Source organism: Lysobacter sp. S4-A87 (genome assembly GCF_022637455.1).
Classification (GTDB): domain Bacteria; phylum Pseudomonadota; class Gammaproteobacteria; order Xanthomonadales; family Xanthomonadaceae; genus Lysobacter_J.
On the sequence record NZ_CP093341.1, the window covers coordinates 3,819,779 to 3,844,968 of the forward strand.

The 25,190-nt window shown below is 66.1% G+C and carries 23 protein-coding genes and 1 tRNA gene; 4 read left to right on the forward strand and 20 right to left on the reverse strand.

Features of this window, described 5'->3' with window-relative positions; genetic code table 11:
* Positions 1 to 134 precede the first annotated feature (134 nt).
* From MNR01_RS17165 to rnk, 6 genes are all read right to left on the reverse strand, one after another.
* A complete protein-coding gene (locus MNR01_RS17165; protein WP_241918918.1) occupies positions 135 to 1,367 on the reverse strand; it encodes an NnrS family protein in 1,233 nt (410 codons plus the stop codon).
* A 234-nt stretch (positions 1,368 to 1,601) separates the two neighbouring features.
* Positions 1,602 to 2,357, reverse strand: coding sequence for a helix-turn-helix domain-containing protein (locus tag MNR01_RS17170; protein WP_241918919.1), 756 nt, complete (start codon positions 2,355 to 2,357; stop codon positions 1,602 to 1,604).
* Positions 2,358 to 2,375: 18 nt separating this feature from the next.
* Complete coding sequence (hemN, locus tag MNR01_RS17175; protein ID WP_241918920.1) at positions 2,376 to 3,776, reverse strand: oxygen-independent coproporphyrinogen III oxidase; 1,401 nt, start codon at positions 3,774 to 3,776, stop codon at positions 2,376 to 2,378.
* Between the two features lie 77 nt (positions 3,777 to 3,853).
* On the reverse strand, positions 3,854 to 4,516 hold the full coding sequence (locus tag MNR01_RS17180) for a thiopurine S-methyltransferase (RefSeq protein ID WP_241918921.1): 663 nt from the start codon (positions 4,514 to 4,516) through the stop codon (positions 3,854 to 3,856).
* A 3-nt stretch (positions 4,517 to 4,519) separates the two neighbouring features.
* Positions 4,520 to 6,763 (reverse strand): DNA topoisomerase IV subunit A, encoded by a 2,244-nt coding sequence (parC, locus tag MNR01_RS17185; protein ID WP_241918922.1) that lies wholly within the window; start codon positions 6,761 to 6,763, stop codon positions 4,520 to 4,522.
* A gap of 137 nt (positions 6,764 to 6,900) precedes the next feature.
* Entirely contained in the window at positions 6,901 to 7,320 is a 420-nt protein-coding gene (gene rnk, locus MNR01_RS17190; protein ID WP_241918923.1) for a nucleoside diphosphate kinase regulator, read from the reverse strand.
* A gap of 274 nt (positions 7,321 to 7,594) precedes the next feature.
* On the opposite strand from rnk, the gene MNR01_RS17195 reads away from it, so the two are divergent.
* A tRNA-Leu gene (locus MNR01_RS17195) sits at positions 7,595 to 7,679 on the forward strand.
* 74 nt (positions 7,680 to 7,753) lie between these two features.
* Here the strand turns inward: MNR01_RS17195 and MNR01_RS17200 are convergent.
* The gene (locus tag MNR01_RS17200) at positions 7,754 to 9,100 is read right to left on the reverse strand and encodes a hypothetical protein (protein ID WP_241918924.1); all 1,347 of its coding nucleotides are present in this window, start codon (positions 9,098 to 9,100) and stop codon (positions 7,754 to 7,756) included.
* Between the two features lie 203 nt (positions 9,101 to 9,303).
* On the opposite strand from MNR01_RS17200, the gene rnr reads away from it, so the two are divergent.
* From rnr to sugE, 3 genes are all read left to right on the forward strand, one after another.
* Complete coding sequence (gene rnr / locus MNR01_RS17205) at positions 9,304 to 11,724, forward strand: ribonuclease R (protein WP_241918925.1); 2,421 nt, start codon at positions 9,304 to 9,306, stop codon at positions 11,722 to 11,724.
* Positions 11,725 to 11,800: 76 nt separating this feature from the next.
* The gene (rlmB, locus tag MNR01_RS17210) at positions 11,801 to 12,562 is read left to right on the forward strand and encodes a 23S rRNA (guanosine(2251)-2'-O)-methyltransferase RlmB (protein ID WP_241918926.1); all 762 of its coding nucleotides are present in this window, start codon (positions 11,801 to 11,803) and stop codon (positions 12,560 to 12,562) included.
* A gap of 159 nt (positions 12,563 to 12,721) precedes the next feature.
* Entirely contained in the window at positions 12,722 to 13,039 is a 318-nt protein-coding gene (sugE, locus tag MNR01_RS17215; protein WP_241918927.1) for a quaternary ammonium compound efflux SMR transporter SugE, read from the forward strand.
* Positions 13,040 to 13,067: 28 nt separating this feature from the next.
* On the opposite strand, the gene rnt is transcribed toward sugE, so the two are convergent.
* The 13 genes from rnt to MNR01_RS17280 all read right to left on the reverse strand — a co-directional run bounded on the left by rnt (position 13,068) and on the right by MNR01_RS17280 (position 25,183).
* Positions 13,068 to 13,745 (reverse strand): ribonuclease T, encoded by a 678-nt coding sequence (gene rnt / locus MNR01_RS17220; protein WP_241918928.1) that lies wholly within the window; start codon positions 13,743 to 13,745, stop codon positions 13,068 to 13,070.
* A gap of 26 nt (positions 13,746 to 13,771) precedes the next feature.
* Positions 13,772 to 14,419 (reverse strand): DoxX family protein, encoded by a 648-nt coding sequence (locus MNR01_RS17225; protein ID WP_241918929.1) that lies wholly within the window; start codon positions 14,417 to 14,419, stop codon positions 13,772 to 13,774.
* A 58-nt stretch (positions 14,420 to 14,477) separates the two neighbouring features.
* A complete protein-coding gene (locus tag MNR01_RS17230; RefSeq protein ID WP_241918930.1) occupies positions 14,478 to 15,275 on the reverse strand; it encodes a putative DNA-binding domain-containing protein in 798 nt (265 codons plus the stop codon).
* Positions 15,268 to 16,146, reverse strand: coding sequence for a DUF692 domain-containing protein (locus tag MNR01_RS17235; RefSeq protein ID WP_241918931.1), 879 nt, complete (start codon positions 16,144 to 16,146; stop codon positions 15,268 to 15,270). The genes MNR01_RS17230 and MNR01_RS17235 overlap by 8 nt, the downstream gene beginning before the upstream one ends.
* 3 nt (positions 16,147 to 16,149) lie before the next feature.
* Complete coding sequence (locus MNR01_RS17240) at positions 16,150 to 16,542, reverse strand: hypothetical protein (RefSeq protein ID WP_241918932.1); 393 nt, start codon at positions 16,540 to 16,542, stop codon at positions 16,150 to 16,152.
* Between the two features lie 112 nt (positions 16,543 to 16,654).
* The gene (locus tag MNR01_RS17245; protein WP_241918933.1) at positions 16,655 to 17,170 is read right to left on the reverse strand and encodes a sigma-70 family RNA polymerase sigma factor; all 516 of its coding nucleotides are present in this window, start codon (positions 17,168 to 17,170) and stop codon (positions 16,655 to 16,657) included.
* Positions 17,171 to 17,543: 373 nt separating this feature from the next.
* Positions 17,544 to 18,254, reverse strand: coding sequence for a phosphate signaling complex protein PhoU (phoU, locus tag MNR01_RS17250; RefSeq protein WP_241918934.1), 711 nt, complete (start codon positions 18,252 to 18,254; stop codon positions 17,544 to 17,546).
* Between the two features lie 56 nt (positions 18,255 to 18,310).
* Entirely contained in the window at positions 18,311 to 19,120 is an 810-nt protein-coding gene (pstB, locus tag MNR01_RS17255; RefSeq protein WP_241918935.1) for a phosphate ABC transporter ATP-binding protein PstB, read from the reverse strand.
* A gap of 34 nt (positions 19,121 to 19,154) precedes the next feature.
* Positions 19,155 to 20,051 (reverse strand): phosphate ABC transporter permease PstA, encoded by an 897-nt coding sequence (gene pstA / locus MNR01_RS17260; protein WP_241918936.1) that lies wholly within the window; start codon positions 20,049 to 20,051, stop codon positions 19,155 to 19,157.
* Positions 20,051 to 21,019, reverse strand: a complete 969-nt coding sequence (gene pstC, locus MNR01_RS17265; RefSeq protein ID WP_241918937.1) for a phosphate ABC transporter permease subunit PstC — start codon at positions 21,017 to 21,019, stop codon at positions 20,051 to 20,053. The genes pstA and pstC overlap by 1 nt, the downstream gene beginning before the upstream one ends.
* A gap of 224 nt (positions 21,020 to 21,243) precedes the next feature.
* The gene (gene pstS / locus MNR01_RS17270) at positions 21,244 to 22,329 is read right to left on the reverse strand and encodes a phosphate ABC transporter substrate-binding protein PstS (protein WP_241918938.1); all 1,086 of its coding nucleotides are present in this window, start codon (positions 22,327 to 22,329) and stop codon (positions 21,244 to 21,246) included.
* A gap of 289 nt (positions 22,330 to 22,618) precedes the next feature.
* The gene (pstS, locus tag MNR01_RS17275; protein WP_241920671.1) at positions 22,619 to 23,626 is read right to left on the reverse strand and encodes a phosphate ABC transporter substrate-binding protein PstS; all 1,008 of its coding nucleotides are present in this window, start codon (positions 23,624 to 23,626) and stop codon (positions 22,619 to 22,621) included.
* 273 nt (positions 23,627 to 23,899) lie between these two features.
* Positions 23,900 to 25,183 (reverse strand): OprO/OprP family phosphate-selective porin, encoded by a 1,284-nt coding sequence (locus MNR01_RS17280; RefSeq protein ID WP_241918939.1) that lies wholly within the window; start codon positions 25,181 to 25,183, stop codon positions 23,900 to 23,902.
* Positions 25,184 to 25,190: the final 7 nt, after the last annotated feature.

Consider the following 25,190-nt stretch of genomic DNA (forward strand, 5'->3'; position numbering starts at 1 on the left):
CCTGTGTCGTGGACGCGCCCTCAGGGCATTGCCAGCCAGCCGTTTGCGAACAGGCCGCCCGGTAGGGAGATCGCGAATGTGCACCAGCTTGATCTGCGGATGGAACTCGATCATCGGTTCGCCTCGTCAGGCATTCAACCCGGTTGACCATCCGCACGCGGACTGAGGTAGATGGAACCGATATGCGTGACCCACGGCAGGAAGGCAAGCAGCCAGCCCACAGCAGCCAGTACCTGCCAGACCAGCGCATCGGGCATCAGTTCGGCGGCCACGCGCATGGCCGCGACGACCTGGATGGCGATGAAGGAGAACCACGCCACCGGCGGCATCACCAGCGGCCGACCGGAGTGGCCTTGGGTCACTCGCGTAACCATCGCCACCAGCAGGCTGCCGAAGAATCCGATGAACAGCGCATGCATCGGCGCACGTCCCAGCACGAACTGACCGGTGAGCTGGTAGGTCAGGCTCTGCGCAAGGTAGAGCACGAACGTCAACGGCAACCAGGCGGTACCGATGAAGAGCACCGCAAGCAGTCCGGGCATGCGCGCGCGCGGCCACCAGCGCCAGAGCGCGAACACGCTGGCCAGCAGCAGCGGCAAGTCGGCCAGCCACAACCAGGCGTGGGCGTGCGAGAGCTCGAGCACCAGGTGCAGCAGCAACAGCGTCCACATGCCTGCCAGCCAGCCCATCGGCCGCCACGCACGGTAGCCGGGCACCACGTTGCCGGCGAAGAACGGGAACATGCGATGGGCGACGGTGATGTAGACCGGCAGCAACAGCCCGACACTGCCGATCTTGATGCTGAACATCACCCAGAAGGCGGACGCGCCCAGCGCGAAAGCGATGAAGGCGACCAGGCCGAGTGCGCCCAGCGACAGACCGGCCAGGCACGACCATGCGTGCCAGGTGCGCTCCCTTTCCTGTGCAAGCAGGCGGCCGAGGATGGCCAGTCCCGTCAGCCAGCCTGCCAGTGCCATCCACAGCCCGAGCACCAGGCCCCGCTCCCAGCCACAGGCACCGAGCAGCAGTGCCAGTTGCCCGCCCATCAGTCCTGCGCCGACCGGTACGTAGTGCGAGCGTTGCAGCGCAGGCAATCCCATCCAGCGCGGGAATACCGTCAGCAGGAAGCCGAAGATGAAACTGGGCAGCACCAGGTACTGCATGAGGAATGCGTGCAGCCAGCCGGCGTAGATGGGGGCTTGCGGCATTGTCCAGCCGGGCCAGCGTGCCGATGCCAGCCACAGGGCCCACCACAGCATGGCCAGCAGCAGGTTGCCGGCGCCGATGAAGAACATCAGCCGATGCGGCGCCTGGACGAGGTACATGGCCGACAGGCCGGAAGGTGGGAGGGCAGTGGTCTGGCGCATGGCGCGAGTGTGGAAGCGTCGCGACGCAAGCGCCTTGATCTGGATCACCTGGATTGGCGTTTGCCTCTCTCACGAACCGAGTTGCTGTCCACCGAACGACTGCCATTTCTGGCGACCGGTCTCGAGGACGGCGAACGAAGCAATGAGCAGGATCGCCAATCCTGCCAAAAGCATGCACGTGGAGTTCATTGATGATGCACGCCAGTCCGGTAGGAGCGGACCCCGCTGCCGCCGTCAGTGCCGCAGGACGGTCAGTGCAATCGCCTCGAGCCGGAGCAGGTCAAGGATCTCGACGTCGCGCTGCTTGATCGCCACCATGCCGTCTCGTTCGAAACGGCGCAGCACTCGGCTGACCGTTTCCGGTGCCTGGCGCAGGTAGTTGGCGATTTCGGTGCGCGACATGGTCAGCTGGAAGCGGCGCGGCGAGAACCCGCGCAGGGCCAGGCGCCGGGACAGGCCGATCAGGAAGGCGGCCACGCGTTCGTCCGCGGAATGGTCGCCGGCGAACAGCGAAGCCACGCCAATGTCGCGGCTCATCAGCCGGAACAGGTGTCGCTGCAGGTTGGGCAGGCGCGCCGCGAGCAGGGCGATGCGCGGGAACGAGAAGCGGCACAGCATCACCGTATCCAGCGCCACCGCGTTGCAGGGGTAGCGGTCGTCATGTATGGCGTTGAGGCCGATGACTTCGCCGGGCAAGTGGAAGCCCAGCACCTGTTCGCGCCCGTCCGTGTCGGTCAGATAGGTTTTCACCGTTCCCGCCCGTACTGCCGCGATCGCACCGAACGGATCGCCCTCTCGGAACACGTGTTCGCCCGCATGCAGGGGGCCGATATGCTCGACCAGCACGTGCAGGTCCTTCAGCGCGGCCTTGTCCATTCCCTCCGACAGGCAGGCCCGGGAAAAGGCGCAGGTCGAGCAGAATTGGAGCGGGTCGCCGTCGTCGGCCAGGATGCTTGCGTCGGTACGGGGGAACATCACGCCCGAACTCATGTACAGCTCCGGTGCGAGTCAGACGGTCCGCGAGAACTGCCCCTTGGCAGCGTCGGACGGATTGGGAAGATAGCGGTCGAAACACGCCGCCACGATACGCAACAGCAGCCTCCCACGGGAAGTGGTCCGGATCACCGAAGGCGACACCTCGACCAGGCCGTCGTCCCAAAGTGGCTGCAGGCGCTGCAGTGCTTGCGCGAAGTAATGCGGGAAGACGATCACGTGGCGGCGCTCGATGGTGGCCAGGTCGACTTCGCCATGGCACATCAGCTGCTGGATCACGTCGGCCCGCACCAGGTCGTCGGCGTCCATGCGCATGCCGCGCCAGACCGGCAGGCGGCCTTCGTCGATTGCGTGCTCCCAGCTGGGCAGGTCGCGCGGATTCTGGCTGAAGCTGGCGCCGATGTGGCTGATCGCGCTGACGCCAAGGCCGATCAGGTCACTGTCGGCGCACGTCGTGTAGCCCATGAAGTTGCGATGCAGTCCGCCGCGCGCCTGGGCCACAGCGAGGTCGTCATCGGGCAGGGCGAAATGGTCCATGCCGATGTAGACATAGCCGGCCTCGCCGAGGCGTTCAATCGCCCGCTGCAGCAAGCCGACCTTGACCGCCGGGGAGGGCAGGTCTTCGCTGCGGATACGCTGCTGCGGGCGAAACAGGGAGGGCAGGTGCGCGTAGCTGTAGATTGCCAGCCGGTCTGGGCGCGCGCGCAGGGTGATGTCGAGCGTGCGTTCGAAACCCTCCGGCGACTGCAGCGGCAGGCCGTAGATCAGGTCGACATTGACCGAGCGCAGACCGTGCCGCCGGCACGCATCGATGATCGCCAGCGTTTCCTCCACGCTTTGGATCCGGTTGACCGCCTGCTGCACAACCGGGTTGAAATCCTGGACGCCGAGGCTGGCGCGGTTGACACCGGCTTCGGCGAGAATGCGGATGTCGTCGGGGGATACGAAGCGCGGATCGAGTTCGATCGAGCAGTCGCGCTCGCCGCTGCGGGCGAACGAGAAATGGCGGTGGATCACATCCACCACTTCGGCGATCTGGTCCGGTGCGAGGAAGTTGGGCGTGCCGCCGCCCAGGTGGAGCTGCGCAACCTCGCGATCGCGGTCGAACAATGTCGACATCATCCCGATCTCGCGGTACAGCCGGGTCAGGTAGGTGGCGCCGCGGGCCTTGTCGCGGGAGATGATGCGATTGCAGCCGCAATAGAAGCAGGGGCTTTCGCAGAACGGGACATGCACATAGATCGACAGCGGGCGTGGGATCGGATCGCCATTGCTGATGGCGGCCATCTCGCGAAGTTCGCGTGCCTGGAAGTCGGTGCTGAACTGGGGGGCAGTCGGATAGGAGGTATAGCGTGGCCCGGGCCGGTCGTAACGGCGCAGCAGGTCGGGGTCGAAGGCAGGGGACGGCATGGCCATGGCAAAAGGCTAGGCCGTGCCAGTGGTGGCCACCTTGATCCAGGTCAATTTGGCCAATTTCGCCAGTTTCGCCCGGCTCAGGCCGGGCGGCGGTCGATCCGGTAAACCACGGTATCGAGCGCCGTGACGCCTTCCTGGATGAACTTCGGTTGCTGCGCCAGGATGTCGCGGCGTTCCAGCGTGGCCACGTCCCAGTCGCGCCCGTACAGCTCGCGCACCTCGTCCTCGCGCACGTCGAACGGCGGGCCGTCCTTCTCGTGCTGTGGGTATTCCAGCGTGATCACCAGGCCGCGACAGCGGTCCGGCAGGCACGGGTAGAGCTCGTGCACGTAGCGCCGGCGCAGCGCCGCGGGCAGTGCGATCAGGGCGGCGCGATCGAACACGACAGTGCAGTCGGCAAGCGCGGCCGCGTCGAGCGCGAACGCATCGCCGCAGATCAGTTCGACGCCTTCGGCCCGGTAGTGGGTGCCGTATCGCGACTGGCTGAGCTCGGGGTCGAGGCCGTTCTCGGCGAAGAACTCCTCGACGGCGATGCGTGACAGCTCGACGCCGAGCACGCGCAATCCCTGCGACGCGAACCAGGCCATGTCCAGGCTCTTGCCGGCGAGCGGCACGAACACGCGGCTGCCGGCCGGGACCTGCAGCGACGGCCAATGCTTGAGCAGCAGCGGTGTCGGCTTGTCCTGATGGAAGCCGATCTGCTTTTCGCGCCAGCGCTGGTGCCAGAAGTCGGGTTGCATGGTCTATTCGACCGCCAGCCCTTCCACCTTCTGCCAGCCACGCGGCAACAATCCGCCGCGGGTGGCACGCGCACCGACGTACGCGTCCAGGTCCTTGAACGACAGCGACATCGTGCGTGATCCGGACTTCACCACCAGCGTCGCACCCGGCACCACCACCGCCACCGCGACGACGCGCTCGGTGCCGAGCTTCGCCTTCGGAATGTCGATCAGCTTGTTGCCCTTGCCCTTGTCGAGCTCGGGCAGTTCGCCGACCGGGAAGGTCAGCAGGTGGCCGACGTTGGTCACCACCGCGATCCGGCCCTGGTCGACGTCGCCGACCAGTGCGGGCTGGACGACCTTGGCGCCCGGCGTCAGCGACAGCATCGCCTTGCCGGCCTTGTTGCGGCCGGTCAGGTTCTCGAAGCGGGTGACGAAGCCGTAACCGTGGCTGGAGGCGAGCACGAAGCGCTGGTCGTTGTCGCCGCTGGCCAGTGCCTGGAACGAGGCGCCCGGGGCCGGCGAGAATCGGCCGGTGAGCGGTTCGCCATTGCCGCGCGCCGAGGGCAGCGAATGCACCACGGTCGAATAGGCGCGGCCGGTCGAATCCAGGAATGCCACCTGCTGGGTGCTGCGGCTCTTCGTCGCAGCCAGCAGTTCGTCGCCGTCGCGATAGCTCAGGCCCGCCGCGTCGATGTCGTGGCCCTTGGCCGCGCGTACCCAGCCCTTCTCACTGAGCACCACGGTCATCGGTTCGCTGGCCACCAGTTCGGTTTCCGACAACGCCTGCGCGGCGCCGCGTGCGACCAGCGGCGAGCGGCGCTCGTCGCCGAACTTCCTGGCGTCGGCGATCAGTTCGTCCTTGACCAGCTTCTTCAGCTTGGCCTTGCTGTCGAGCGTGGCGATGATGCGCTCGCGCTCGGCTTCCAGTTCGGCTTCCTCACCGCGGATCTTCATCTCTTCCAGGCGCGCCAGCTGGCGCAGCTTGGTCTCGAGGATGTAGTCGGTCTGATCGTCGCTGAGCTTGAAGCGCGCCATCAGCACCGGACGCGGTTCGTCCTCGCTGCGGATGATCCGGATCACTTCGTCGAGGTTGAGGAAGGCGATCAACAGGCCTTCCAACAGGTGCAGGCGGCGCTCGACTTTTTCGAGGCGGTGCTTGAGGCGGCGGGTGACCGTGTCGGCCCGGAACGACAGCCACTCGCTCAGGAACGCCTTGAGGCCCGTCACCTGCGGACGGCCGTCCAGGCCGATCACGTTGAAGTTGACCCGGAAGCTCTTCTCCATGTCGGTGGTCGCGAACAGATGGCCCATCAGCTGTTCGGCGTCGATGCGGTTGCTGCGCGGCACCAGCACGATGCGGGTCGGGTTGGCGTGGTCGGACTCGTCGCGGATGTCCTCCAGCCACGGCAGCTTCTTGGCGCGCATCTGCGTGGCGATCTGCTCGATCACCTTGCCCGGCGAAGCCTGGTAAGGAAGCGCGGTGATGACGAGATTGCTGCCGTCCTTCACGTACACGGCGCGGGCGCGCACGCTGCCCAGGCCGGTTTCATACATGTTCAACAGGTCGGCGCGCGGGGTGATGATCTCCGCGGCGGTCGGGTAGTCCGGGCCGAGCACGTGCTCGCACAGGTCGCGGGTGGTCGCGTCCGGATCGTCGAGCAACCGCAGGCAGGCGCTGACGACCTCGTTGAGGTTGTGCGGGGGCACGTCGGTGGCCATGCCCACGGCAATGCCGGTGGTGCCGTTGAGCAGCAGGTGCGGCAGGCGCGCCGGCATCCAGGTCGGCTCTTCCAGCGTGCCGTCGAAATTCGGAGTCCAGTCGACCGTGCCCTGGCCGAGCTCACCCAGCAGCACTTCGGCGATGGGGGTCAGCTTGGACTCGGTATAGCGCATCGCCGCGAACGACTTGGGATCGTCGGTCGAACCGAAGTTGCCCTGGCCCTCGACCAGCGGATAGCGGTACGAGAACGGCTGCGCCATCAGCACCATCGCCTCGTAGCAGGCGCTGTCGCCGTGCGGATGGTATTTGCCGATGACGTCACCGACGGTGCGCGCGGACTTCTTCGGCTTGGCGCCGGCATTGAGGCCCAGCTCGCTCATCGAATAGATGATGCGGCGCTGCACCGGCTTGAGGCCGTCGCCGAGGAAGGGCAGGGCGCGGTCGAGGACCACATACATCGAGTAGTCGAGGTAGGCGCGCTCGGCGTACTCGCGCAGGGGGATCTGCTCGAAGCCGTGGAAGGCCGGACGGACGGTTTCGTTCATGGGGATGGCGATACGAACCTGGGATGAGTCGTTGGGCCGATTTTAACCGCGCACGGTGGCGCGGCTGTTGGCCGGGTCGCATGTTCTGCCGGCGCCGTCGCACTGCGAGCGACGCGTTGGGGCGATGCGTGCTGCGATCAGCGGGCGTGCGCTTCGCCGTTGGCTTCGGGCTGGTTGCGCACCGAAAGCACCTGCAGGCGCGCCGTGCGGCCGCCTGGCAGCGGCCATTCGATCGAGTCGCCGACGTGCAGGCCGAGCAGGGCGCTGCCGATCGGGGCCAGGATCGAGACCTTGTCGGCGCTGCCGTCGGCGTCGCGCGGGTAGACCAGGGTCAGCTCGTGCTCCTCGCCGTTGGTCTCGTCGCGGAATCGCGCGGTCGTATTCATGGTGATGACGTCGGTGGGCATCTGTGCCGGTTCGACGACTTCGGCCCGTTCCAGCTCGGCTTCCAGCGCGGAGGTGTCGATGCCTTCGGCGATCGGCAGCTCGAGCAGGGCCTCGATGCGCTCCACGTCCAGGCGCGACATCAGCAGGGGCGGGGGAGTGGGGTGGTTCATGGATGGGTCTCCAATAGCAGCGCGGGCGACGCACCAAGGTGCCTCGCCCGCCAGTTAGTGATGTACGGCGACCATAGCCCCGAATCCGGAAGGCGGCAACCGGGGCATCGCGGCCGGGTTCATTGAAGGTCCATGGACCTCACCCGTGCAGGCCGGAGTTCGCCTGGATGACGGGAGGGCAACGCCGATTCAAAAAATTTGTCACAAGGCGTTGACAAGGTGCCCGCCGCAACGCAACATACGCGGCCTCGCACGGCGCAAATCGTTGCAGAGAGCCCAGGTGGCGGAATTGGTAGACGCACTAGTTTCAGGTACTAGCGGGTAAAACCGTGGAGGTTCGAGTCCTCTCCTGGGCACCACTTATTCAGGGTATACCACCCTCACAGAAACCCCGCTCCGGCGGGGTTTTTGCGTTGTGCGGCGTGTCTGCGGGCTAGGGTTGGACCGGGTAGTGCGGCCTGATCCGCAAGGTGGTCCACCAGTTGCGCGTCCGGCCGCCAAAGATGGTCCCCAGCGGGGTCTTTGCGGTGGTCCAGAAGTCAAAGTAGATGCCGTTTTTCGTCGTCGGAATGTCCGCGGCATGGATCCAGTACAGGACGTAGCCGTCTTCGTATGAGCGGTCGCGGATCTGATCCGATGAGATCCGGGTGTTGACGTAGGTGCGGACCCTGCCGCCGGCCGCGAACAGGAAGTCGAATCTGGCCGGCGTGTAGATCGGGAGCTTACCGGCCGGGCACTTGATGAGGATGAGGTCCTGGCCAATGAAGACGTTGGTCTGGCAGATGCTCGGCTCCTCGATCACAGATGCACCCTCGGTGAACTTGCGCAGTTTCCACGGGGTCAGCCCGCGTTCGTCCGTGCCGGTCTGGGTATTGAAGTAGTCGTTGACGGCACCGTCGCTTTCGGCGAAGTCGCGCTCGCATTCGGCCTCGTTGGCGCGCCTGGACCGGGTGGCGCGGAAGCACATTGCAAACGATGCCGAGAATCGCCGCGCGCCCGGCGCATTTCCCAGATAGCGCGGCTCGGTGACGCGGCCGGGCTGGAATATGAAAGGACCGGGATTGGCCCCGGCCAGGGCGCCTGCCCGGTAATGCGGGTTGGCGATCGTCTCGCGGACGCGGAACCTCGCCGGAGAGGAGCCCCGCACATGCTCGAGCACTTCCACGTCGACAATCCGTTGATTCTCGACGCGGTCCAGGGCGACCCATTCACGCTGGTGCGGATACCTCATGAGGGTATTGGTCAACTGCTGCTCGGCCTGGGGATGGGCAGCGGCCGCATGCTCCAGCGAGGCGATGGTTGAGTACTCGAAGTTGTTCGCCTCGATCCGGTACCGGTAGCCGACAAAGGGTCCCCGGTCCGCTCCTCCCGCCGCGTAGTAGGCGAGCATGGCGTTCTGGAAGAAGTTGAGGTTCTGGTCATCCGTGAATGAAATGAAGCGGAACTCGTTGGCCGGGTTGCTTCCGGTGTTGATGTACGCATCCAGGTCGATGTTGGAGGTTCCGCGCGCCTGGAATCCCTCGCTGAATATCTCCGTGGGAGGGCGGCTGTCGGAACGATAGAGGTAGACGGGTCGTTTCGCGGCTGCTGCTACACCGCTCACCGAGGGCGGGCTCTGGGCTGCCACGGCGGCGCTCAGCAGCAACAGTGCGAGGAGCGCCCAGCGCGCGGCCGGATGGATTGAGTCTGGCTTGATTGAATCTGGCTGGCTTGAATCTGGCTGGCTTGAATCTGGCCTGGTCAGTGGGCGGCGTCGGGTTCCTGCGGTGGGTTTGAGCATGATTTCCTTCCTGATGGGCGGGGAGGGGCGTGCGCCCCGGCAGCCGTTAACCGGGCCGTCGTCCCGGCACCGGTTTCCGCTGCGTTGCCCCCTCCCGAGTTGGAACCTGGCCGGCCTCGTGGACCATGGGAAAACGCCGAAGAACCAGTCAGGGATTACCGCGACGCGACACCGTGTTCATCCCGATGTGCGACCATGTCTGAATGAGCAAGAAACCCCCGAGTCGCGGCAAGTCCGGCCCCAAATCCCCCTCGCGCAAGTCATCCGGCGCTCCCGCAAAGGCGGGCAAGCCCGGCGGGGCCAGGAAGCCCGCCAAGCGTCCCGGCTGGCTGCCCGAGCCGCCGCCGAATCTGCCGGCCCGCGCAGGCGGCGGTGGCGTTCACCCGGGTGGATTCCACGACCCCTACGCCGAGCGTGAAGCCGCCCGCTACGCCGAGCCGATTGCCAGCCGCGAAGTGATCCTGCAGATGCTGGCCGACGGCGATGGCCCGATGCCCGCCGAGGAACTGGCCGAGCGCCTGGGCCTGGCCGCACCGGAACGCTTCGACGCGCTCGGCAAGCGCCTGGGCGCGATGGTTCGCGACGGCCAGCTGCTGCGCAATCGCATGGGCGAATTCCTGCCGGCGCAGCAGCTTGCGCTGGTGCCGGGCGTGGTGATTGCCAACCCCGATGGCTTCGGTTTCCTGCGCCTGGAAGGCGGCGGCGACGACCTGTTCCTGCCGCCGATGGAAATGCGCAAGGCCATGCACGGCGATCGCGTGCTCGCCAGTGTTACCGGCGTCGACCGCCGCGGCCGTCGCGAAGGCGCGATCACGCGCGTTCTCGAGCGTCGCCTCAACCGCCTGATCGGTCGTTTCGTGCTCGAGGCCGGCATCAGCTATGTGGTGCCCGACGACCGCCGCATCCAGCGCAACGTGCAGATTCCGCCGGACGAGCGCCTGGGCGCGCAGAACGGCCAGCTGGTGGTCTGCGAGCTGCTGCAGGCGCCCGATCCGCAACGACCGCCGATCGGCCGCATCCTGGCCGTGCTCGGTGATCGCCTCACCGCCTCGCTGGCGGTGCAGGCGGCGATCCATGGTCACGAAATCCCGCACGAGTTCCCGCAGGAAGTGCTGGACGAAGCCGCGGCCGTGCCGTTGACCGTCGACGCCGCCACCGCGGCGCAGCGTGTCGATCTGCGCGCGCTGCAGCTGGTCACCATCGACGGCGAGGACGCCAAGGACTTCGACGACGCGGTCTATTGCGAGCCCAACCGCGACGGCTTCCGCCTGATCGTGGCCATCGCCGACGTTTCCAGCTACGTGCGTCCCGGTACGCCGCTGGACGACGAAGCCCAGAAGCGCGCGACCTCGGTCTACTTCCCCGGCTTCGTCGTGCCGATGCTGCCGGAGACGCTGTCGAACGGCATCTGCTCGCTCAACCCGAAGGTCGACCGCCTGTGCTTCGTCTGCGACATGCAGATCGACCGGAATGGTGAAGTCGGCGAGTCGAAGTTCTACGAAGCGGTGATGAACTCGCACGCGCGCCTGACCTACACCCAGGTCTGGAACGCGGTGGGCGAGGGCATCGCCGACGATGCGCGCGAAGAGGCGCTCGCCCAGATCGGCTCGCTGCTGCCCAACATCCAGCGCCTGCACCAGCTCTACCAGATCCTGTCGAAGGCGCGCGAGCGCCGCGGCGCGATCGAGTTCGAGTCCAGTGAGGTGCGTTTTGTCCTCGGCGCCAAGGGCGAGGTGGTCCAGGCCGGCATGCTGCAGCGTAACGACGCGCACAAGCTGATCGAGGAATGCATGATCGCGGCGAACGTGGAAGCTGCGACGTACCTGCTCGAGCACCACGTGCCCGCGCCGTATCGCATCCATGAGCGCCCGCCGGAGCAGAAGTACGCCGACCTGCAGGAGTTCCTCAAGGAATTCAAGCTGCGCATGCCGCCGTGGGCCAAGGTCGAGCCGCGCGACTTCACCATCCTGCTGAAGAAGGTGCGCGAGCGCGCCGATGCGGCGCTGATCGAGTCGGTGCTGCTGCGCAGCCAGTCGCTGGCGGTGTACTCGCCCGACAATGTCGGCCACTTCGGCCTGGCGCTGGCGGCGTATGCGCACTTCACGTCACCGATCCGGCGCTACCCCGACCTGCTGGTGCACCGCGCGATCAAGTACGCGCTGACCGGCGGTCGTCCGGAGAAGTACCGCTACTCGCCCAGCGAGATGGCGGCCCTGACGCTGCAGTGCTCCGAGCGTGAGCGCCGTGCCGACGAGGCCGAGCGCGAGGTCGACGAGCGCTACCGTGCCGCATGGATGGAGCAGCATGTCGGCGGCGAGTTCGACGGCGTGATCAGTGGCGTCACCAGCTTCGGCCTGTTCGTCGAGCTCGACAACTCCAAGGTCAACGGCCTGATCCACGTGACCCAGCTGCCGCACGACTATTATCATTTCGACCCGATCCGCAAGACCCTCGCGGGTGAGCGCACGGGTCGCGAGTTCCGCCTGGGCGACCGCGTCAGCATCGTGGTGATGAAGGCCAGCGTCGAGGACCGCAAGATCGATTTCCGCCTGGTCGAGGTGCGCGGCGCCAAGCCGTTGCCGCCGCGCGGCCAGCCGGCCAAGCGGGCAAAGAAGCCTTACTGAAGCCGCTTTGCTGAAGCAGCCCCATTGATGGTCACACCCGGTGCGGCATCCGCCCGCCGGGCCACGAGAGAAAGCAATGAGTCAGAAGCAGTGGATTGCCGGCATCAACGCGGTCGCAGCCGCGCTCGAGCACGATGCCGAGCACGTCCGTGAAGTGCTGATCGAAGCCGGCGCCAAGAACCCGCGCATCGTCGAGATCGAAGCCAACGCCCGGCGCATGGACATCGACGTGCGTCGCGTCGCCACCCAGGCGCTCGATGGCGTCGTCGGCAACCTGCGCCACCAGGGCGTGGTCGCGCGTTATGCCGCGGCCAAGACCTGGAACGAGAACGAGCTTGAAGCGCTGGTCGAAGCCGCCGAGGGCCGCGCGCTGCTGCTGATCCTCGACGGCGTGCAGGACCCGCACAACCTCGGCGCCTGCCTGCGCAGCGCCGCGGCAGCGGGTGTCACCGCGGTGATCATCCCCAAGGACAAGTCGGTGCAGGTCAACGCGACCGTGCGCAAGACTTCCGCCGGTGCCGCCGACAGCGTCGCGGTGATCCCGGTGACCAACCTGGCCCGCACCATGCGCGACCTGCAGAAGCTCGGCGTGTGGTTGTACGGCCTGGCGGGCGAGGCGGACACCTCGCTGTACTCGCTGGACCTGAGCGGCAACGTCGGCCTGGTGCTTGGCGGCGAAGCAGACGGCCTGCGCCGCCTCACCCGCGAGAACTGCGACCAGCTGGTGAAGATCCCGATGCCGGGCGCCGGTTCGCTGGGCGTCGAGAGCCTGAACGTCTCCGTGGCCGCGGGCGTGACGCTGTTCGAAGTAGTTCGCCAGCGCGGCGCCTCAAAGTAACGTCGCGTCGTAGCCCGGGTAAGCGAAGCGCACCCGGGACACGGTTACGTGCCGGACAGATCGCCCGTGGTACCGTGCGGCCCACATCAGGAAGCGGGGACGACCCCGCCTCTCCATCATCGCAAGGGGACGGCCCCACCTTGGATTGGAGACGTTGTCATGCCCTGGATCATTCTCGTACTCGCCGGCCTGTTCGAAGTGGGCTGGGCGATCGGCCTCAAGTACACCGACGGTTTCAGCAAGCTGTGGCCCACGGTCGGCACGGTGGCGGCCATGGCGATCAGCCTGGGCCTGCTCGGTATCGCGATGAAGTCGCTGCCGGTCGGCACCGCTTATGCGATCTGGGTCGGTGTCGGCGCGGTCGGTACCGTGATACTCGGCATCGTGTTGTTCAACGAGCCGATGAACGCGCTGCGAATGATCAGCGTCGGCCTGATCATTGCCGGACTGGTCGGGTTGAAGCTGGCCTCGCCCTGAGGGTCGCGACTGAGGCAGCTCTACCTGCTCAGGCGGATGCGGGCGCAGGCGGCGATACCGCCGGCAATGGCGTCGGCCACGCGTTGACGATCTTGCAGAACAGCTGCGCGGTGCGCTCGGTGTCGTACACCGCCGAGTGCGCCTCTTCGCCGTTCCAGTCGAAGCCGGCGGCCTGCACGGCACGTGCCAGCACGGTCTGGCCGTAGGCGACACCGGCCAGCGTCACCGTGTCGAACACGCTGAAAGGATGGAACGGGTTGCGCTTGTGCCCGCTGCGCGCGACCGCGGCATTGAGGAAGTTCAGGTCGAAGTGGGCGTTGTGGCCGACCAGGATTGCGCGCTGGCAGCCGTGCTTCTTCGCCGCCGCGCGCACCGGCGCAAACACTGTCTCGAGCGCGGCGCGCTCGGGCAGTGCATTGCGGAACGGATGGTCGATGTCGATGCCGGTGATCTCCAGCGACTTCGGGTCGATCTCCGTTCCCGTCGCGGGCACGACATGGCTGCTGGTGATCTCGCCGACCACCAGCAGGCCATTGGCATCGAGGTCGATCGGGGCCACCGCGATCTCGAGCAGCGCATGCCGGTTCCAGTCGAAGCCACCGGTTTCGACGTCCACCACGACCGGCAGGAAGCCGCGGAAGCGGTTCGCGAGCGTCGGATGGGCGGGGGCGTCGGGGGTTTTGGGGGGGGAGCCAGCATCGGTCATGGGCAAAAGCCTAGCAGACGCGCATATCAGCGTAGCCAGCGCCGGGCCAGCAGCAGCAACGGACCGGCCGCGGCAATCAGCGCCCCCGGCAACGGCAGCAGCATCGCCACGACCGGGCCGCTCAGCAGCAGGACAACGCCCCAGCCGACGGCGTCATCGTGCGGTTTCGGCGACGGCATCGCCGCCAGTCGCGCCGCCAGCACATCGATGCTCAACCGGCCGCCGCCGTGGAAGATCAGCGGAACCAGCATCACCAGGAAAATCAGCGGCAGCTTGTAGTTGCCAGCGCCGGCATCGCTGATCGCATAGCCCTGGGCCAGTTGCGCCAGGCCCATCCAGTCGGTCGGCCAATGCACTGCGGCAATCGCCACCACCGTCAGCACGAACAGCGAGGCGGCGAAGAATCGCGTGCACATCCCGATCAGCAGTGCGATGCCGCCGATAAGTTCGAACCAGGTCGCCATCGTCCAGCTCAGATCGGCCGGTATCCGGTCGAACGGGAACGGAAACGCCTCCATGATCTGCCCGAACCAGTTCTCGCCGCGCAGTTTCTCGCGACCGGCTTCAAAGAACTCCCAGGCCAGGACCAGGCGCAGGCCGAGGGGGGCGACCCAGGCGCCCATGCCTTCCAGACGGTTGCGCCAGGTGGTCAGGCCGTACTTGCTGTCGAACATCGTGGTGCTCCTTGCTGGACGACGCCGGCATGGCGTCAGTCCTTACAAGAGGCACCCATCAGGCCGATGGATTCGCGCGACGAACGCCAAGCACGACACCGTTGCCGCGCATCTGCTCCAGCAACGCGGCGCCCTGTTCGACGAACGCAACGATATCGCTGCTGCCGGCTTCGGCGGCCAGCGCCTGAAGGTGCTGGCGGCCATCGAGCTGCGGTGACTCGCCCAGGCGCTGGACGAGACGGAAGGCCAGCGGACTGAGTTCGGAGAACCGCACCGTGCCGTCGTCGTCGCGACGAAGCAGCAGCAGGGTAGGTGCTGCGGGAGGTTGGTCGGGCTGGAATTCCGGACCGATGCGGTGCACCGGCCAGGCGTAGGCCAGTGGCCAGGCCAGCGGGGAAAGTGCGGGCGCGCCGTCGAGCAGGCTGCCGTCGGGGTCGGCACCGGTATCGTCGTCGACCTCGGCGATCTGCAGGGCCAGTTCGACCCATTCGTAGTGCGCCAGTTCCTGCAGGAACGGCGGATCGCCGGCCTGGTTGCCTTGAGCGCGGCCGCCTTCAGAGCGCAATTCCAGGTAGCGCAGGAACTCGCGCGCGATCTCGGGAAACAGTGGCGTGTGGCAACGGTGGTCGCGGTAGAAATCGCGCACCAGGGCCTTCCAGGCATCCTCACCGAGAAGCTTGCAGATGACCGGGAAGTTGCCGGACAACAGGCCTTCGATGTTGTTGAACAGCAGCTCGCGGTAGATCGCCAGGCGGCGATCCTCGAAGCCTTCCGGCGCCGGGCTCGCCTGCGGGTCGCGCAGGTGCCGGGTCAGCGCGAACTGCTGCGCGCGCAGGCGATCGGGAGCCTCAGCCATGCGCGCGCCTGGCGTGCGGTGGCGACACGTCGTCCATCACCTTGCGGATGGTGGCCAGTTCGCCGACCAGTTCGGCGTAGGGCGGAAAGTTGAAGTCGCGCTCGAGCAGCGTCGGGCGCAATCCGTGCACCCGGTAGGCCTCGCCGAGCAGCGACCAGACCGCGTCCTTGACCGCGGCGCCATGGGTGTCGACCTTGAGGTCGTCGGCTTCGTCGTAGTGGCCGGCGACGTGGATGTAGGCGATGCGTTCGCGCGGCAGCGCGGCGAGGAATTCACTGGCGTCGTAGCGGTGGTTGATCGCGTTGACGTAGATGTTGTTGACGTCGAGGAGGAGGTCGCAATCGGCCTCGGCCAGGACGGCATTGATGAAGTCGATCTCGCTCAGCGCCGGCTGGTCGCGATCGGCCGGGGCGGGGGCGTAGTAGGAGACGTTCTCGACCGCGATGCGGCGGCCGACGATGTCCTGGGTCTGGCGGATGCGCGAGGCGACGTGGTGCACCGCTTCCTCGGTGAACGGAATCGGCAGCAGGTCATAAAGGTGGCCATCGTCGCTGCAATAGCTCAAGTGCTCGCTGTAGAGCGGCACGCGGTGCAGGTCGAGGAAACGGCGTACGCGATGCAGGAAGGTCTCGTCGAGCGGTGCCACGCCGCCGAGCGACAGCGACAGGCCGTGGCAGACCAGCGCATGGCGGGAGGTGAGGTCCTGGAGCGCTTCACCGAATCTTCCGCCGACACCGATCCAGTTTTCCGGCGCGCATTCGAGGAAGTCGAAGTCGCCGGGCGCGGCCGCCTGCAGCGGGCCCAGAAGGGCCCGCCGCAAGCCGAGGCCGGCGGCACCAGGATCAAGCTGGACGATGCCGTCCGCGGTCATGGCTCAGGCCGAGCCACCGCACTTGCCTTCGCCGCACTTGCCTTCACCGGCCTTCTTCTTGTCCTTGTCGGCGCCGCACTTGCCTTCGCCGGTGGCCTTGGCTTCGTCGGCACTGATGAAGCCGTCCTTGTTGGTGTCGTGTGCGGCGAACTTGCTGGTGTCGCCCTTGTGGGCGGCGCCGAACTCGGCCTTGGAGACCTTGCCGTCCTTGTCGGTGTCCATCTTGTCGACGCCGCAGCTGCCTTCGGCGGCCTTGGTGTCGGACGCGGCCGCGCCGGCGCCGAGCATGTAGCCGGAGGCAAGGTCGCTCATCGCGAATGCGGAGCCGGACAGGGCCAGGCCGCCGACGATGGCGCCGAGGGCGAGGGCGATGGGTTTGTTGGTTTGCTTCGACATTGGTTCTCTCCTGCGGGTGGTGGCGGGGGATCCGCCTTGGATAACGGTCCGGACGATCAGGTTCGAAAATCGGTTCCGTTGCCGGAAAGAGGCACCGGTGGGGCAAAAGGATTCACTGGCTGAGGTAATCGCGTGCCAGTGCGCGTGCGCGATGCAGTCGCGATTTGACGGCTTCGCTTGTTAGTGCGAGGTGGTCGGCAATCTCGGCGATGGTAAGTCCCTCCAGGTCGCGCAGTAGTACCACTTCCCGGTAGTGGGCGGGCAAGGATTCCAGCGCTGCGGCAACATCGTGACGCCACTCGGCTGGCTCAGGCGTGACTACCGGCATGATCTCCTCGGTGATGGCGTCGCCGGTGATCCAGCGCCGACCGCGTTTGAGCCGGTTGCACTCGCGCTTGACGATGCGGAACGCCCATGAAGTGAAGCATTCGAGCGTGCGCAGGTCGCAGAGCTTGCGTGAAACCGTTATCAGGCTTTCTTGCACGGCGTCTTCGACATCGTTGATGACGCAATGGAATTCGGCATAGCGGCGCAGGTCCTGGCGTGAACGGCGCAGCACGCGCTCGAGCGCGAACGAGTCGCCCATGCGCGCCGCTTCCAGCTCGCCATTGGCCATAAGGTGCTTCATGCCGCGAGGTTCTCCTGACTGAGCTTGGGGCCAGGCGGGGGCCGGCGCATAAGCCATGAGTTGGGGAGGGGGCGGAATGATTCAGCGCGGAGCGATAATCCGCGGCCGTATTTAGAATTCGTTCAGTTCCGCCGCCCGGTGAGGGCGACTGGGTCGCTGGCCCCTGGAGAGGGCGACGGACCATGGTAGCCAGCCCGCTGGGCGGCAGCCTATCCGGTGCTGGATGGATCACAGGCGGATGCACGGCTGGAGCATTCACAGCCGCGGCGCCAACTGTTTGCAGGTGCTGGCGCGGAACCCCGGCCAGCCGGCAGTCGGGCACGCAAGCGCCCGCTGACAAGGATGTTCCCGATGACGAGTGCCGGGAGCGGTATCAGAGCGCGCCGGTGGTGCTGCTGTCGTCGCGCTTCTCGCGCGGCGGCAACAGCTCCTCGCCCCTGACCAGGAACCAGACGTTCTCGGCGATGTTGGTGGCGTGGTCGCCGATCCGCTCGATGTTCTTGGCCATGAACAGCAGGTGCGTGCAGCCGGTGATGCTGCGCGCATCTTCCATCATGTACGTCAGCAGCTCGCGGAACAGCGCGGTGTAGGCGATATCGATCTCGGCATCGCGGGCGCGAACGCGCTGGGCCAGTTCGATGTTGTTGTCGCGGTAGGCGGCGAGTACATCGCGCAGCTGCTGTACCGCCAGTGTGCCGATCGCGTGCAGTCCGCTGATGTGCGGCAACGGCGGCGACAGGTTCAGGGCCGTGGAACGCTTGGCGACATTGGCCGCGTAGTCGCCGATGCGCTCGATGTCGGCCGCGATGCGGATCGCGGACAGGATCTCGCGCAGGTCGCGCGCCATCGGGCCGCGCAGCGCCAGCTTCATCACGTCGTGGCTGATTTCCAGCTCCAGCGCGTCGATGGCTTCGTCATTGGCGATGATGCGCTCGGCGGCCTTGTCGTCGCGGCGCTGCACGACATCGAGGGCGGCCTCGAGTTGCGAGGCGGCCATCTCGCCCATCCGCAGGGTTTCGTTGAGCAGCCGGCGCTGCTCTTCGTCGTAGCTCTTGACGATGTGGTCGTGCATTTGGGTGCTCATGAAGGGTGTCCTGTGTGATCCCTTCTCCCGCGCACGGTGGAAGGGCTCGAAATGCATCAACCGAAGCGGCCGGTGATGTAGTCCTCGGTCTGCTGCTTGCTCGGGTTGGAGAAGATCGTTTCGGTGTTGCCGTGTTCGATCAGGTCGCCCAGGTACATGAAGGCCGTGAAGTCCGACACGCGCGCAGCCTGCTGCATGTTGTGGGTCACGATTGCGATCGTGTAGTCCTTCTTCAGCTCTTCGACCAGCTGCTCGATGCGGCTGGTGGAGATCGGATCCAGTGCCGAGGTCGGCTCGTCGAGCAGCAGCACGTCCGGGCGCAGGGCCACGGCGCGGGCGATGCACAGACGCTGTTGCTGGCCGCCCGACAGGCCCAGCGCGCTCTGGCCGAGCTTGTCCTTGACCTCGTCCCACAGCGCGCCCTGGCGCAGGGCATGCTCGACGCGGTCGTTCATGTCGGCCCTGGACAGCTTCTCGTGGTGGCGGATGCCGTAGGCGACGTTCTCGAAGATCGTCATCGGGAACGGCACGGGTTTCTGGAACACCATGCCGACCTTGCTGCGCAGCCGGTTCATCGGATAGCGCGGGTCGAGGATGTTGTCACCGTCGAGCAGCACCTCGCCCCTGGCCTCCAGCTTGGGGTACAGCGCATAGATGCGGTTGAAGATGCGCAGCAGTGTCGACTTGCCGCAGCCCGAAGGTCCGATCAGCGCGGTGACGCGCTTTTCCGGGATCTCCAGGTTGATTTCCTTCAGCGCATGGAACTTGTCGTAGTAGAAGTTCAGTCCGCGTGCGGCGAGCTTCACCGGCGCCGTTGCGGCGCTGGCGCGCTCGGGCGTGGCGACCGTAAGGCGGGAGTCGTTCATGGCCGGAGTCCGGGCGATGCGGGAGGGCGTGAGGTCAGTCATGGCTGATTCTGTTTCGAAGCACGATGGCGCGGGCCACCAGGCTGATGAGGAGGACGAACACCGTGAGGACCAGCGCGCCGGCCCACGCCAGCACCTGCCACGATTCGTAGGGACTGCCGGCGAACTGGTTCATCACCACCGGCACGCTGGCCATCGGCTGGAGGACGTTGGTGCTCCAGTACTGGTTGCCGAAGGCGGTGAACAGCAGCGGCGCGGTCTCACCGGAGATGCGTGCCAGTGCCAGCAGCACGCCGGTGACGATGCCGGCCGAGGCGCTGCGATAGAGCACCTGCACGATCACCTTCCACTGCGGCACGCCCAGCGACAGCGCCGCTTCGCGCATCTGCGCCGGCACCAGTCGCAGCATCTCGTCGGTGGTGCGCACCACCACCGGCAACACGATGAACGCCAGCGAGATCGCACCGGCGAGCGCCGAGAAGTTGCCGCCGGACTGCATCACCACCAGGGTGTAGACGAACAGGCCCAGCACGATGGAGGGCGCCGACAGCAGGATGTCGTTGACGAAGCGGACCACGGTGCCGATCTTGCGTGCGTTGCCGTACTCGGCCAGCCAGGTGCCGGCGGCGATGCCGAGCGGCGTGCCGATCAGGATCGCGATCGCGCACATGACCGCGCTGCCGAAGAAGGCGTTCATCAGGCCGCCTTCCTGCATCGGCGGCGGCGTGCTCTGGGTGAACAGCGCCAGGTTGACGCCGCCGATGCCCTTGGACACCAGCGTCCACAGTATCCAGCCCAGGAAGAACAGGCCGAACATCGCGGCCGCGCAGGCCAGCACGATGGACACGACGTTGACGATGCGGCGCCTGCGGTACAGGCCATCGGAGATGCGATGGTCAGTGGCCTTCAGGGCCTTGGCGGTGGTGGCCATCAGTTGCCCTCCCTGCGCGACAGTTGCATCAGCATCAGGCGGGCAATGGCCAGCACGACGAACGTGACGATGAACAACACGAAGCCGAGCAGCAGCAACGCGGAGCGGTAGGTTTCGGTGGCTTCACCGAAGTCGTTGGCGATCAGTGCGGCGATCGTGGTGCCCGGCTCGAGCAGTGAGGTAGAGAAGTTGACGCTGTTGCCGATGACGAAGGCGACGGCCATGGTCTCGCCGAGCGCGCGGCCGAGTCCGAGGAAGACGCCACCGATCACCGCCGAGCGGGTGTAGGGCAGGACGATGTCCCAGCTCACTTCCCACTTGGTCGAGCCCAGTGCGTAAGCGGATTCTTTAAGGCGCGTCGGCACGGTCAGGAAGACCTCGCGCATCACCGAGGAGATGAAGGGGATCACCATGATCGCCAGCACGATGCCGGCGGTAAGCATGCCGATGCCCAGCGGCGGTCCCTGGAAGAACTGGCCGATCACCGGCCAGGTGCCGAGGTTGTCGTTGAGCCAGGGCGTGACGTATTCGGTCATCACCGGCACCAGCACGAACAGGCCCCACATGCCGTAGATGATCGAGGGGATGCCGGCGAGCAGTTCGATGGCGGTTCCGATCGGACCGCGCGCCCAGCGCGGCGCGACTTCGGTCAGGAAGAAGGCGATGCCGAAGCTGACCGGAACCGCGATCAGCATGGCGATGATCGCGGTGACGATCGTGCCGTAGATCGGCACCAGCGCGCCGTACTTGTCCTCGACCGGATTCCATTCGGAGGTGATGAAGAAATCCAGTCCAGACGCGGCCAGCACGTGGCGACCGCCCCACAGCATCGACAGCGCGGCGCCGGCCAGGGCGATAAGCACGAACACCACCGTGCCGGTCAGGATGTAGCGGAACAGCTTGTCGTTGCGCGCGTCGTGGTGATCGCGCGAACCGGGCACTGCCGCGGGAATGGTGGTGGCGTTCATCGGGGAGAGGCGTGGCCTTGGTGGTGCGGGCGGGGCAGGGTTCGGATCGTCATTTCAATTCGTCATTCCCGCGAAGGCGGGAATCCAGGGACGTTGCTTCTGTCTGCCCTGGGGAGGGATGGGCAGAGCAAAGCGAGAGCAACTTCCACGTCCATGGATCCCCGCCTTCGCGCGGATGACGAGCTGGCAAAGCCGTGTCCGCGATGCGGACACGGGCCAGTTAGTCACTTGAATTCCGCGGCCCAGTACGCTTCCACCTGCTGCACCAGCGCCGGCGGCAGCGGTACGTAATCCAGCGACTGCGCCTGCGCCTGGCCGTTCTCGAAGGCCCACTTGAAGAAGGCGAGCGTGTCGGCGCTGCGCTTGGCGTCCTTGGGCTGCTTGTACATCAGGATGAAATTGGTGGCGGTGATCGGCCAGGCCTGTGCGCCGCTGGCGTTGGTGATCACCAGGTTGAAGTCCTTGGCGTTGGCCCAGTCAGCGCCTTCGGCGGCGGCCTGGAAGCTTTCCGCACTGGGCTGCACCCAGTTGCCGGCCGCATTCTGCAGCGAGGTGTAGGTCATCTTGTTCTGCGCGGCGTAGGCCAGTTCGACGTAGCCGACCGAACCCTTGATCTGCTGCACGTAGGAGGCAACGCCTTCGTTGCCCTTGCCGCCGACGCCACCGGGCCACTTCACGGTGGTGCCTTCGCCGATCCCGCTCTTCCAGGTCGGGCTGACCTTGGACAGGTAGTTGGTGAAGTTGAAGGTGGTGCCCGAACCGTCGGAGCGGTGGACGATGTTGATCTTGGTCGAGGGCAGGGTGAGGCCCGGGTTGACCGCGGCGACGGCCGGGTCGTTCCAGGTGGTGACCTTGCCCTGGAAGATATCGGCCAGCAGCGTGCCGGTCAGGCGCAGCTTGCCCGGCTCCATGCCTTCGATGTTGACCACCGGGACCACGCCGCCGATGGCGGAGGGGAACTGGCCGAGTCCGGCCGCGGCCAGGTCTTCGGTCGCCAGCGGTTTGTCGGAGGAGCCGAAGTCGACGGTGCCGGCCTTGATCTGGGCGATGCCGCCTCCGGAGCCGATCGACTGGTAGTTGACCTTGGCACCGGTGGCCTTGTTGTAGTCGTCGGACCACTTCGAGATCAGCGGGTAGATGAACGTCGCGCCTGCGCCCGTGATCTGCACGGCGACCTTGTCGCCGGCGGGAGCTGCGGCCGACGTGGCGTCGCCAGCAGGCGCCTGCGCTTCGCTGGACGGCTTGCAGGCGGTCGCGGTCAGGGCAATGGCGAAGGCGAGGGCGGCAACGCGGGCCGTCGTCGTGTTCATGCGCAACTCCGTGTGGGGAGGGAGATATGAATCGGGATCCAAGGCTCTCGCCCCGGGCTGCGCCATTTGATGATCTTTTTGTTACACCCCGATGACATGGAACCGTCACATTTCTGTAGCCAAGCGGGGGGAGGCCTGGGGCGGGGCTTCTGGGGCCCCCTTCGTGGCAAAGGGGGTGCGTCTGCGGCGGGCGTCGAGGGGCTCAAAGCCTGCCCCCACCCAGGAAGGGCAGGCCAAAAAAAAAGCGGGCCCGAAGGCCCGCTCGTGGGTATTGCCCGAGCCGGAAGGCTCAGTAGTTCATGTTCGCCGACCAGTACTTCTCGATCTGCTGTACCAGCGCATCCGGCAGCGGCACATAGTCGAGCGCCTTGGCCTGTGTGTCGCCGTTGGTATAGACCCAGCGGAAGAATTCCTTGGCGTTCTTGGCGCCGGCGGCATTCTTGGGCTGCTTGTACATCAGGATGAAGTTGGTGGCGGTGATCGGCCAGGAATTCGCGCCCGGCGCATTGGTCATGACCAGATAGAAGTCCTTGGCGTTGGCCCAGTCGGCACTGGCAGCGGCCGCCTGGAAGCTCTCGTCCGACGGCAGCACGAAGTTGCCGGAGGCATTCTTCATGCGGGTGTAGGCCATCTTGTTCTGCAGCGCGTAGGACAGCTCGACGTAGCCGATGCCACCGACGATCTGCTTGACGTAGGCAGCCACGCCCTCGTTGCCCTTGCCACCGATACCGACCGGCCACTTCACCGCCGTGCCTTCACCGACGCCGTTCTTCCATTCCGGGCTGACCTTGGACAGGAAGTTGACGAAGTTGAAGGTGGTGCCCGAACCGTCCGAACGGTGGACAACCGTGATCTTCTTCGCCGGCAGCTGCACGCCACCGTTGAGGGCGACGATCGCCGGATCGTTCCACATCTTGATCTTGCCCAGGAAGATGTTGGCCAGCGTGTCACCGTCCAGCTTGAGCGCGCCCGAAGCGACGCCCGGCACGTTGACCACCGGCACCACGCCGCCGATCACCGACGGGAACTGCGCCAGGCCGTGCTGGGCCAGCTCTTCGGGCTTGAGCGGGGCGTCGGACGAGCCGAAGTCGACCGTCGCGGCCTTGATCTGGGCGATACCGCCGCCGGAACCGATCGACTGGTAGTTGACCTTCTTGCCCGCCGCCTTGTTGTAGTCGGCCGACCACTTCGACATCACGGGATACACGAACGACGCGCCGGCGCCGGTGACGTCGGCGGCCTGTGCGTTGGCTACGAACGCCGTCGCCAGCGCAAGGGCGGCGAGGCGGAACTGGATGGATTTGAACACAGAGCTCTCCTGGAGTGACGACCAACGGGCTGACCCGTACGGGGCGCATTTGATAACGGTTCGATGACAGTGCCGGGACGGCTATGTGACACATGCGTTACAGCCGCACCGCCGTAGCCCGGGTAAGCGAAGCGCACCCGGGACAACCGGAACGCCGGGCACGGGACGAAGCCAAAAAAATGGGCGCGGCTAGCCGCGCCCGAGGGGGAGGAAAGAGATGCGCAGAGTCGGAGCCCGGCAAGGCCGGGCCCCGGTGAAGCCTTACCAGTACAACTGGACGCGGGCTTCGAGGATGTTCGGGTTGTCGTCGACCTTGCGGTTGACCAGCACGTTGTTGTTGGCCGGGATGTCGGCGTACGGAGCAGCCGGCGTACGGACGAAGTAGCGCGAGCTGTCGACCATCACGTAGTTCAGCATGAACTTGAAGTTCGAGCGCCAGTACCAGTTCACGCCGACCGTCCAGGTGTCCATCTGGCCGCCGAGCACGCCATCGACCACCGAAGCTGCGGTCGGGGTGGCGCCCGGGATGGCGGTGCCGTCATCCAGGTCGATCGTGTCGAAGCGCAGGCCGGCCTGCCACATGCCCGACGCCGGGCTGTCGGGCAGCGGAGTGGTCGGCACGCCGTCCTTGTAGCCCCAGGTCTCGCCGGTGATGTTCCACAGGCCGCTGATGTACCAGCTGCTGCCGTCGAAGTCCTTCGACTGGCGCGGATTGCCGTTGTTGTAGCGCTCGACCGTCGACTGCATGTACTCGCCCTGCAGCTTGAACGGACCGGTCACCCACATCGCTTCGCCACCGATGGTCTGCTGGCGGTCGGCGTTGGTCAGGTTGCCGGTGTCGACGATGCGCTGGCCGGCCAGGTCGGCGTCCGGACGGGCGCGGATGCGCACCGTGTCGGCGAAGGTGTCGTAGTCGATGAACGACAGGCCGAAGTGCAGGATGTTGCCCTTCTCGTTGATCGGCGCCCAGTTGCCGCGGAAGCCGAAGCCCGGGCCGTGCGGCGTCGGAGCCGGATGCTCGGTCAGCTCGCGGGTGAAGTAGCTGGCGGTCAGGCCCCAGTCGTTGGTGCCGTAGTGGTACGCAGCACCGAGGCGACGGGCGATGCCGAAGGTGTTGGTGACCAGCGACTTGGAGATGAAGTCGTTGTTCTTCGTCGACGACAGTTCTTCCAGGCTGTTGGGCTGCTTGAACTGGCCCATCTGCAACCAGTGGTTGGCATCGCCGCCGAGCTTGTACTTGGCGTTGACGTCCAGCCACTTGTCGGCCTTGGCGTCGTAACCGATGACCCAGTCGATGTTGCCCGGGCCCTTGCCCTTCAACACAAGTTCGGCGCGACGCAGTTCGTTGTCGCTGTCCTTGCCATCCGGGGCGTCGCCGTTGAGGTTGGCGAAGTCGTTGTCGAAATAGTTGTAGTCGGCCTGGACCAGGCCTTCGAACGAGATCTCGGAACCACCGATGACGTCGAAAGCGATTTCGGCGTGGGCGGCAGGAGCGGCAAGAACGGCGAGCAGCGCGACGGAAAGGGTGCTGCGAGACAGTTTCATGGACGTA

What these genes read in the sequence shown, in the direction of transcription:
- MNR01_RS17225 (WP_241918929.1), bottom strand. Translation starts at nt 14,419, where the DNA reads ATGTTCGACAGCAAGTACGGCCTGACCACCTGGCGCAACCGTCTGGAA.
- pstC (WP_241918937.1), bottom strand. Translation starts at nt 21,019, where the DNA reads ATGAACGCCACCACCATTCCCGCGGCAGTGCCCGGTTCGCGCGATCAC.
- sugE (WP_241918927.1), top strand. Translation starts at nt 12,722, where the DNA reads ATGCCCTGGATCATTCTCGTACTCGCCGGCCTGTTCGAAGTGGGCTGG.
- parC (WP_241918922.1), bottom strand. Translation starts at nt 6,763, where the DNA reads ATGAACGAAACCGTCCGTCCGGCCTTCCACGGCTTCGAGCAGATCCCC.
- rnr (WP_241918925.1), top strand. Translation starts at nt 9,304, where the DNA reads ATGAGCAAGAAACCCCCGAGTCGCGGCAAGTCCGGCCCCAAATCCCCC.
- pstB (WP_241918935.1), bottom strand. Translation starts at nt 19,120, where the DNA reads ATGAACGACTCCCGCCTTACGGTCGCCACGCCCGAGCGCGCCAGCGCC.
- MNR01_RS17240 (WP_241918932.1), bottom strand. Translation starts at nt 16,542, where the DNA reads ATGTCGAAGCAAACCAACAAACCCATCGCCCTCGCCCTCGGCGCCATC.
- MNR01_RS17200 (WP_241918924.1), bottom strand. Translation starts at nt 9,100, where the DNA reads ATGCTCAAACCCACCGCAGGAACCCGACGCCGCCCACTGACCAGGCCA.
- pstA (WP_241918936.1), bottom strand. Translation starts at nt 20,051, where the DNA reads ATGGCCACCACCGCCAAGGCCCTGAAGGCCACTGACCATCGCATCTCC.
- pstS (WP_241918938.1), bottom strand. Translation starts at nt 22,329, where the DNA reads ATGAACACGACGACGGCCCGCGTTGCCGCCCTCGCCTTCGCCATTGCC.
- hemN (WP_241918920.1), bottom strand. Translation starts at nt 3,776, where the DNA reads ATGGCCATGCCGTCCCCTGCCTTCGACCCCGACCTGCTGCGCCGTTAC.
- rlmB (WP_241918926.1), top strand. Translation starts at nt 11,801, where the DNA reads ATGAGTCAGAAGCAGTGGATTGCCGGCATCAACGCGGTCGCAGCCGCG.
- MNR01_RS17180 (WP_241918921.1), bottom strand. Translation starts at nt 4,516, where the DNA reads ATGCAACCCGACTTCTGGCACCAGCGCTGGCGCGAAAAGCAGATCGGC.
- MNR01_RS17165 (WP_241918918.1), bottom strand. Translation starts at nt 1,367, where the DNA reads ATGCGCCAGACCACTGCCCTCCCACCTTCCGGCCTGTCGGCCATGTAC.
- MNR01_RS17170 (WP_241918919.1), bottom strand. Translation starts at nt 2,357, where the DNA reads ATGAGTTCGGGCGTGATGTTCCCCCGTACCGACGCAAGCATCCTGGCC.
- rnk (WP_241918923.1), bottom strand. Translation starts at nt 7,320, where the DNA reads ATGAACCACCCCACTCCCCCGCCCCTGCTGATGTCGCGCCTGGACGTG.
- phoU (WP_241918934.1), bottom strand. Translation starts at nt 18,254, where the DNA reads ATGAGCACCCAAATGCACGACCACATCGTCAAGAGCTACGACGAAGAG.
- MNR01_RS17235 (WP_241918931.1), bottom strand. Translation starts at nt 16,146, where the DNA reads ATGACCGCGGACGGCATCGTCCAGCTTGATCCTGGTGCCGCCGGCCTC.
- MNR01_RS17230 (WP_241918930.1), bottom strand. Translation starts at nt 15,275, where the DNA reads ATGGCTGAGGCTCCCGATCGCCTGCGCGCGCAGCAGTTCGCGCTGACC.
- rnt (WP_241918928.1), bottom strand. Translation starts at nt 13,745, where the DNA reads ATGACCGATGCTGGCTCCCCCCCCAAAACCCCCGACGCCCCCGCCCAT.
- MNR01_RS17280 (WP_241918939.1), bottom strand. Translation starts at nt 25,183, where the DNA reads ATGAAACTGTCTCGCAGCACCCTTTCCGTCGCGCTGCTCGCCGTTCTT.
- MNR01_RS17245 (WP_241918933.1), bottom strand. Translation starts at nt 17,170, where the DNA reads ATGAAGCACCTTATGGCCAATGGCGAGCTGGAAGCGGCGCGCATGGGC.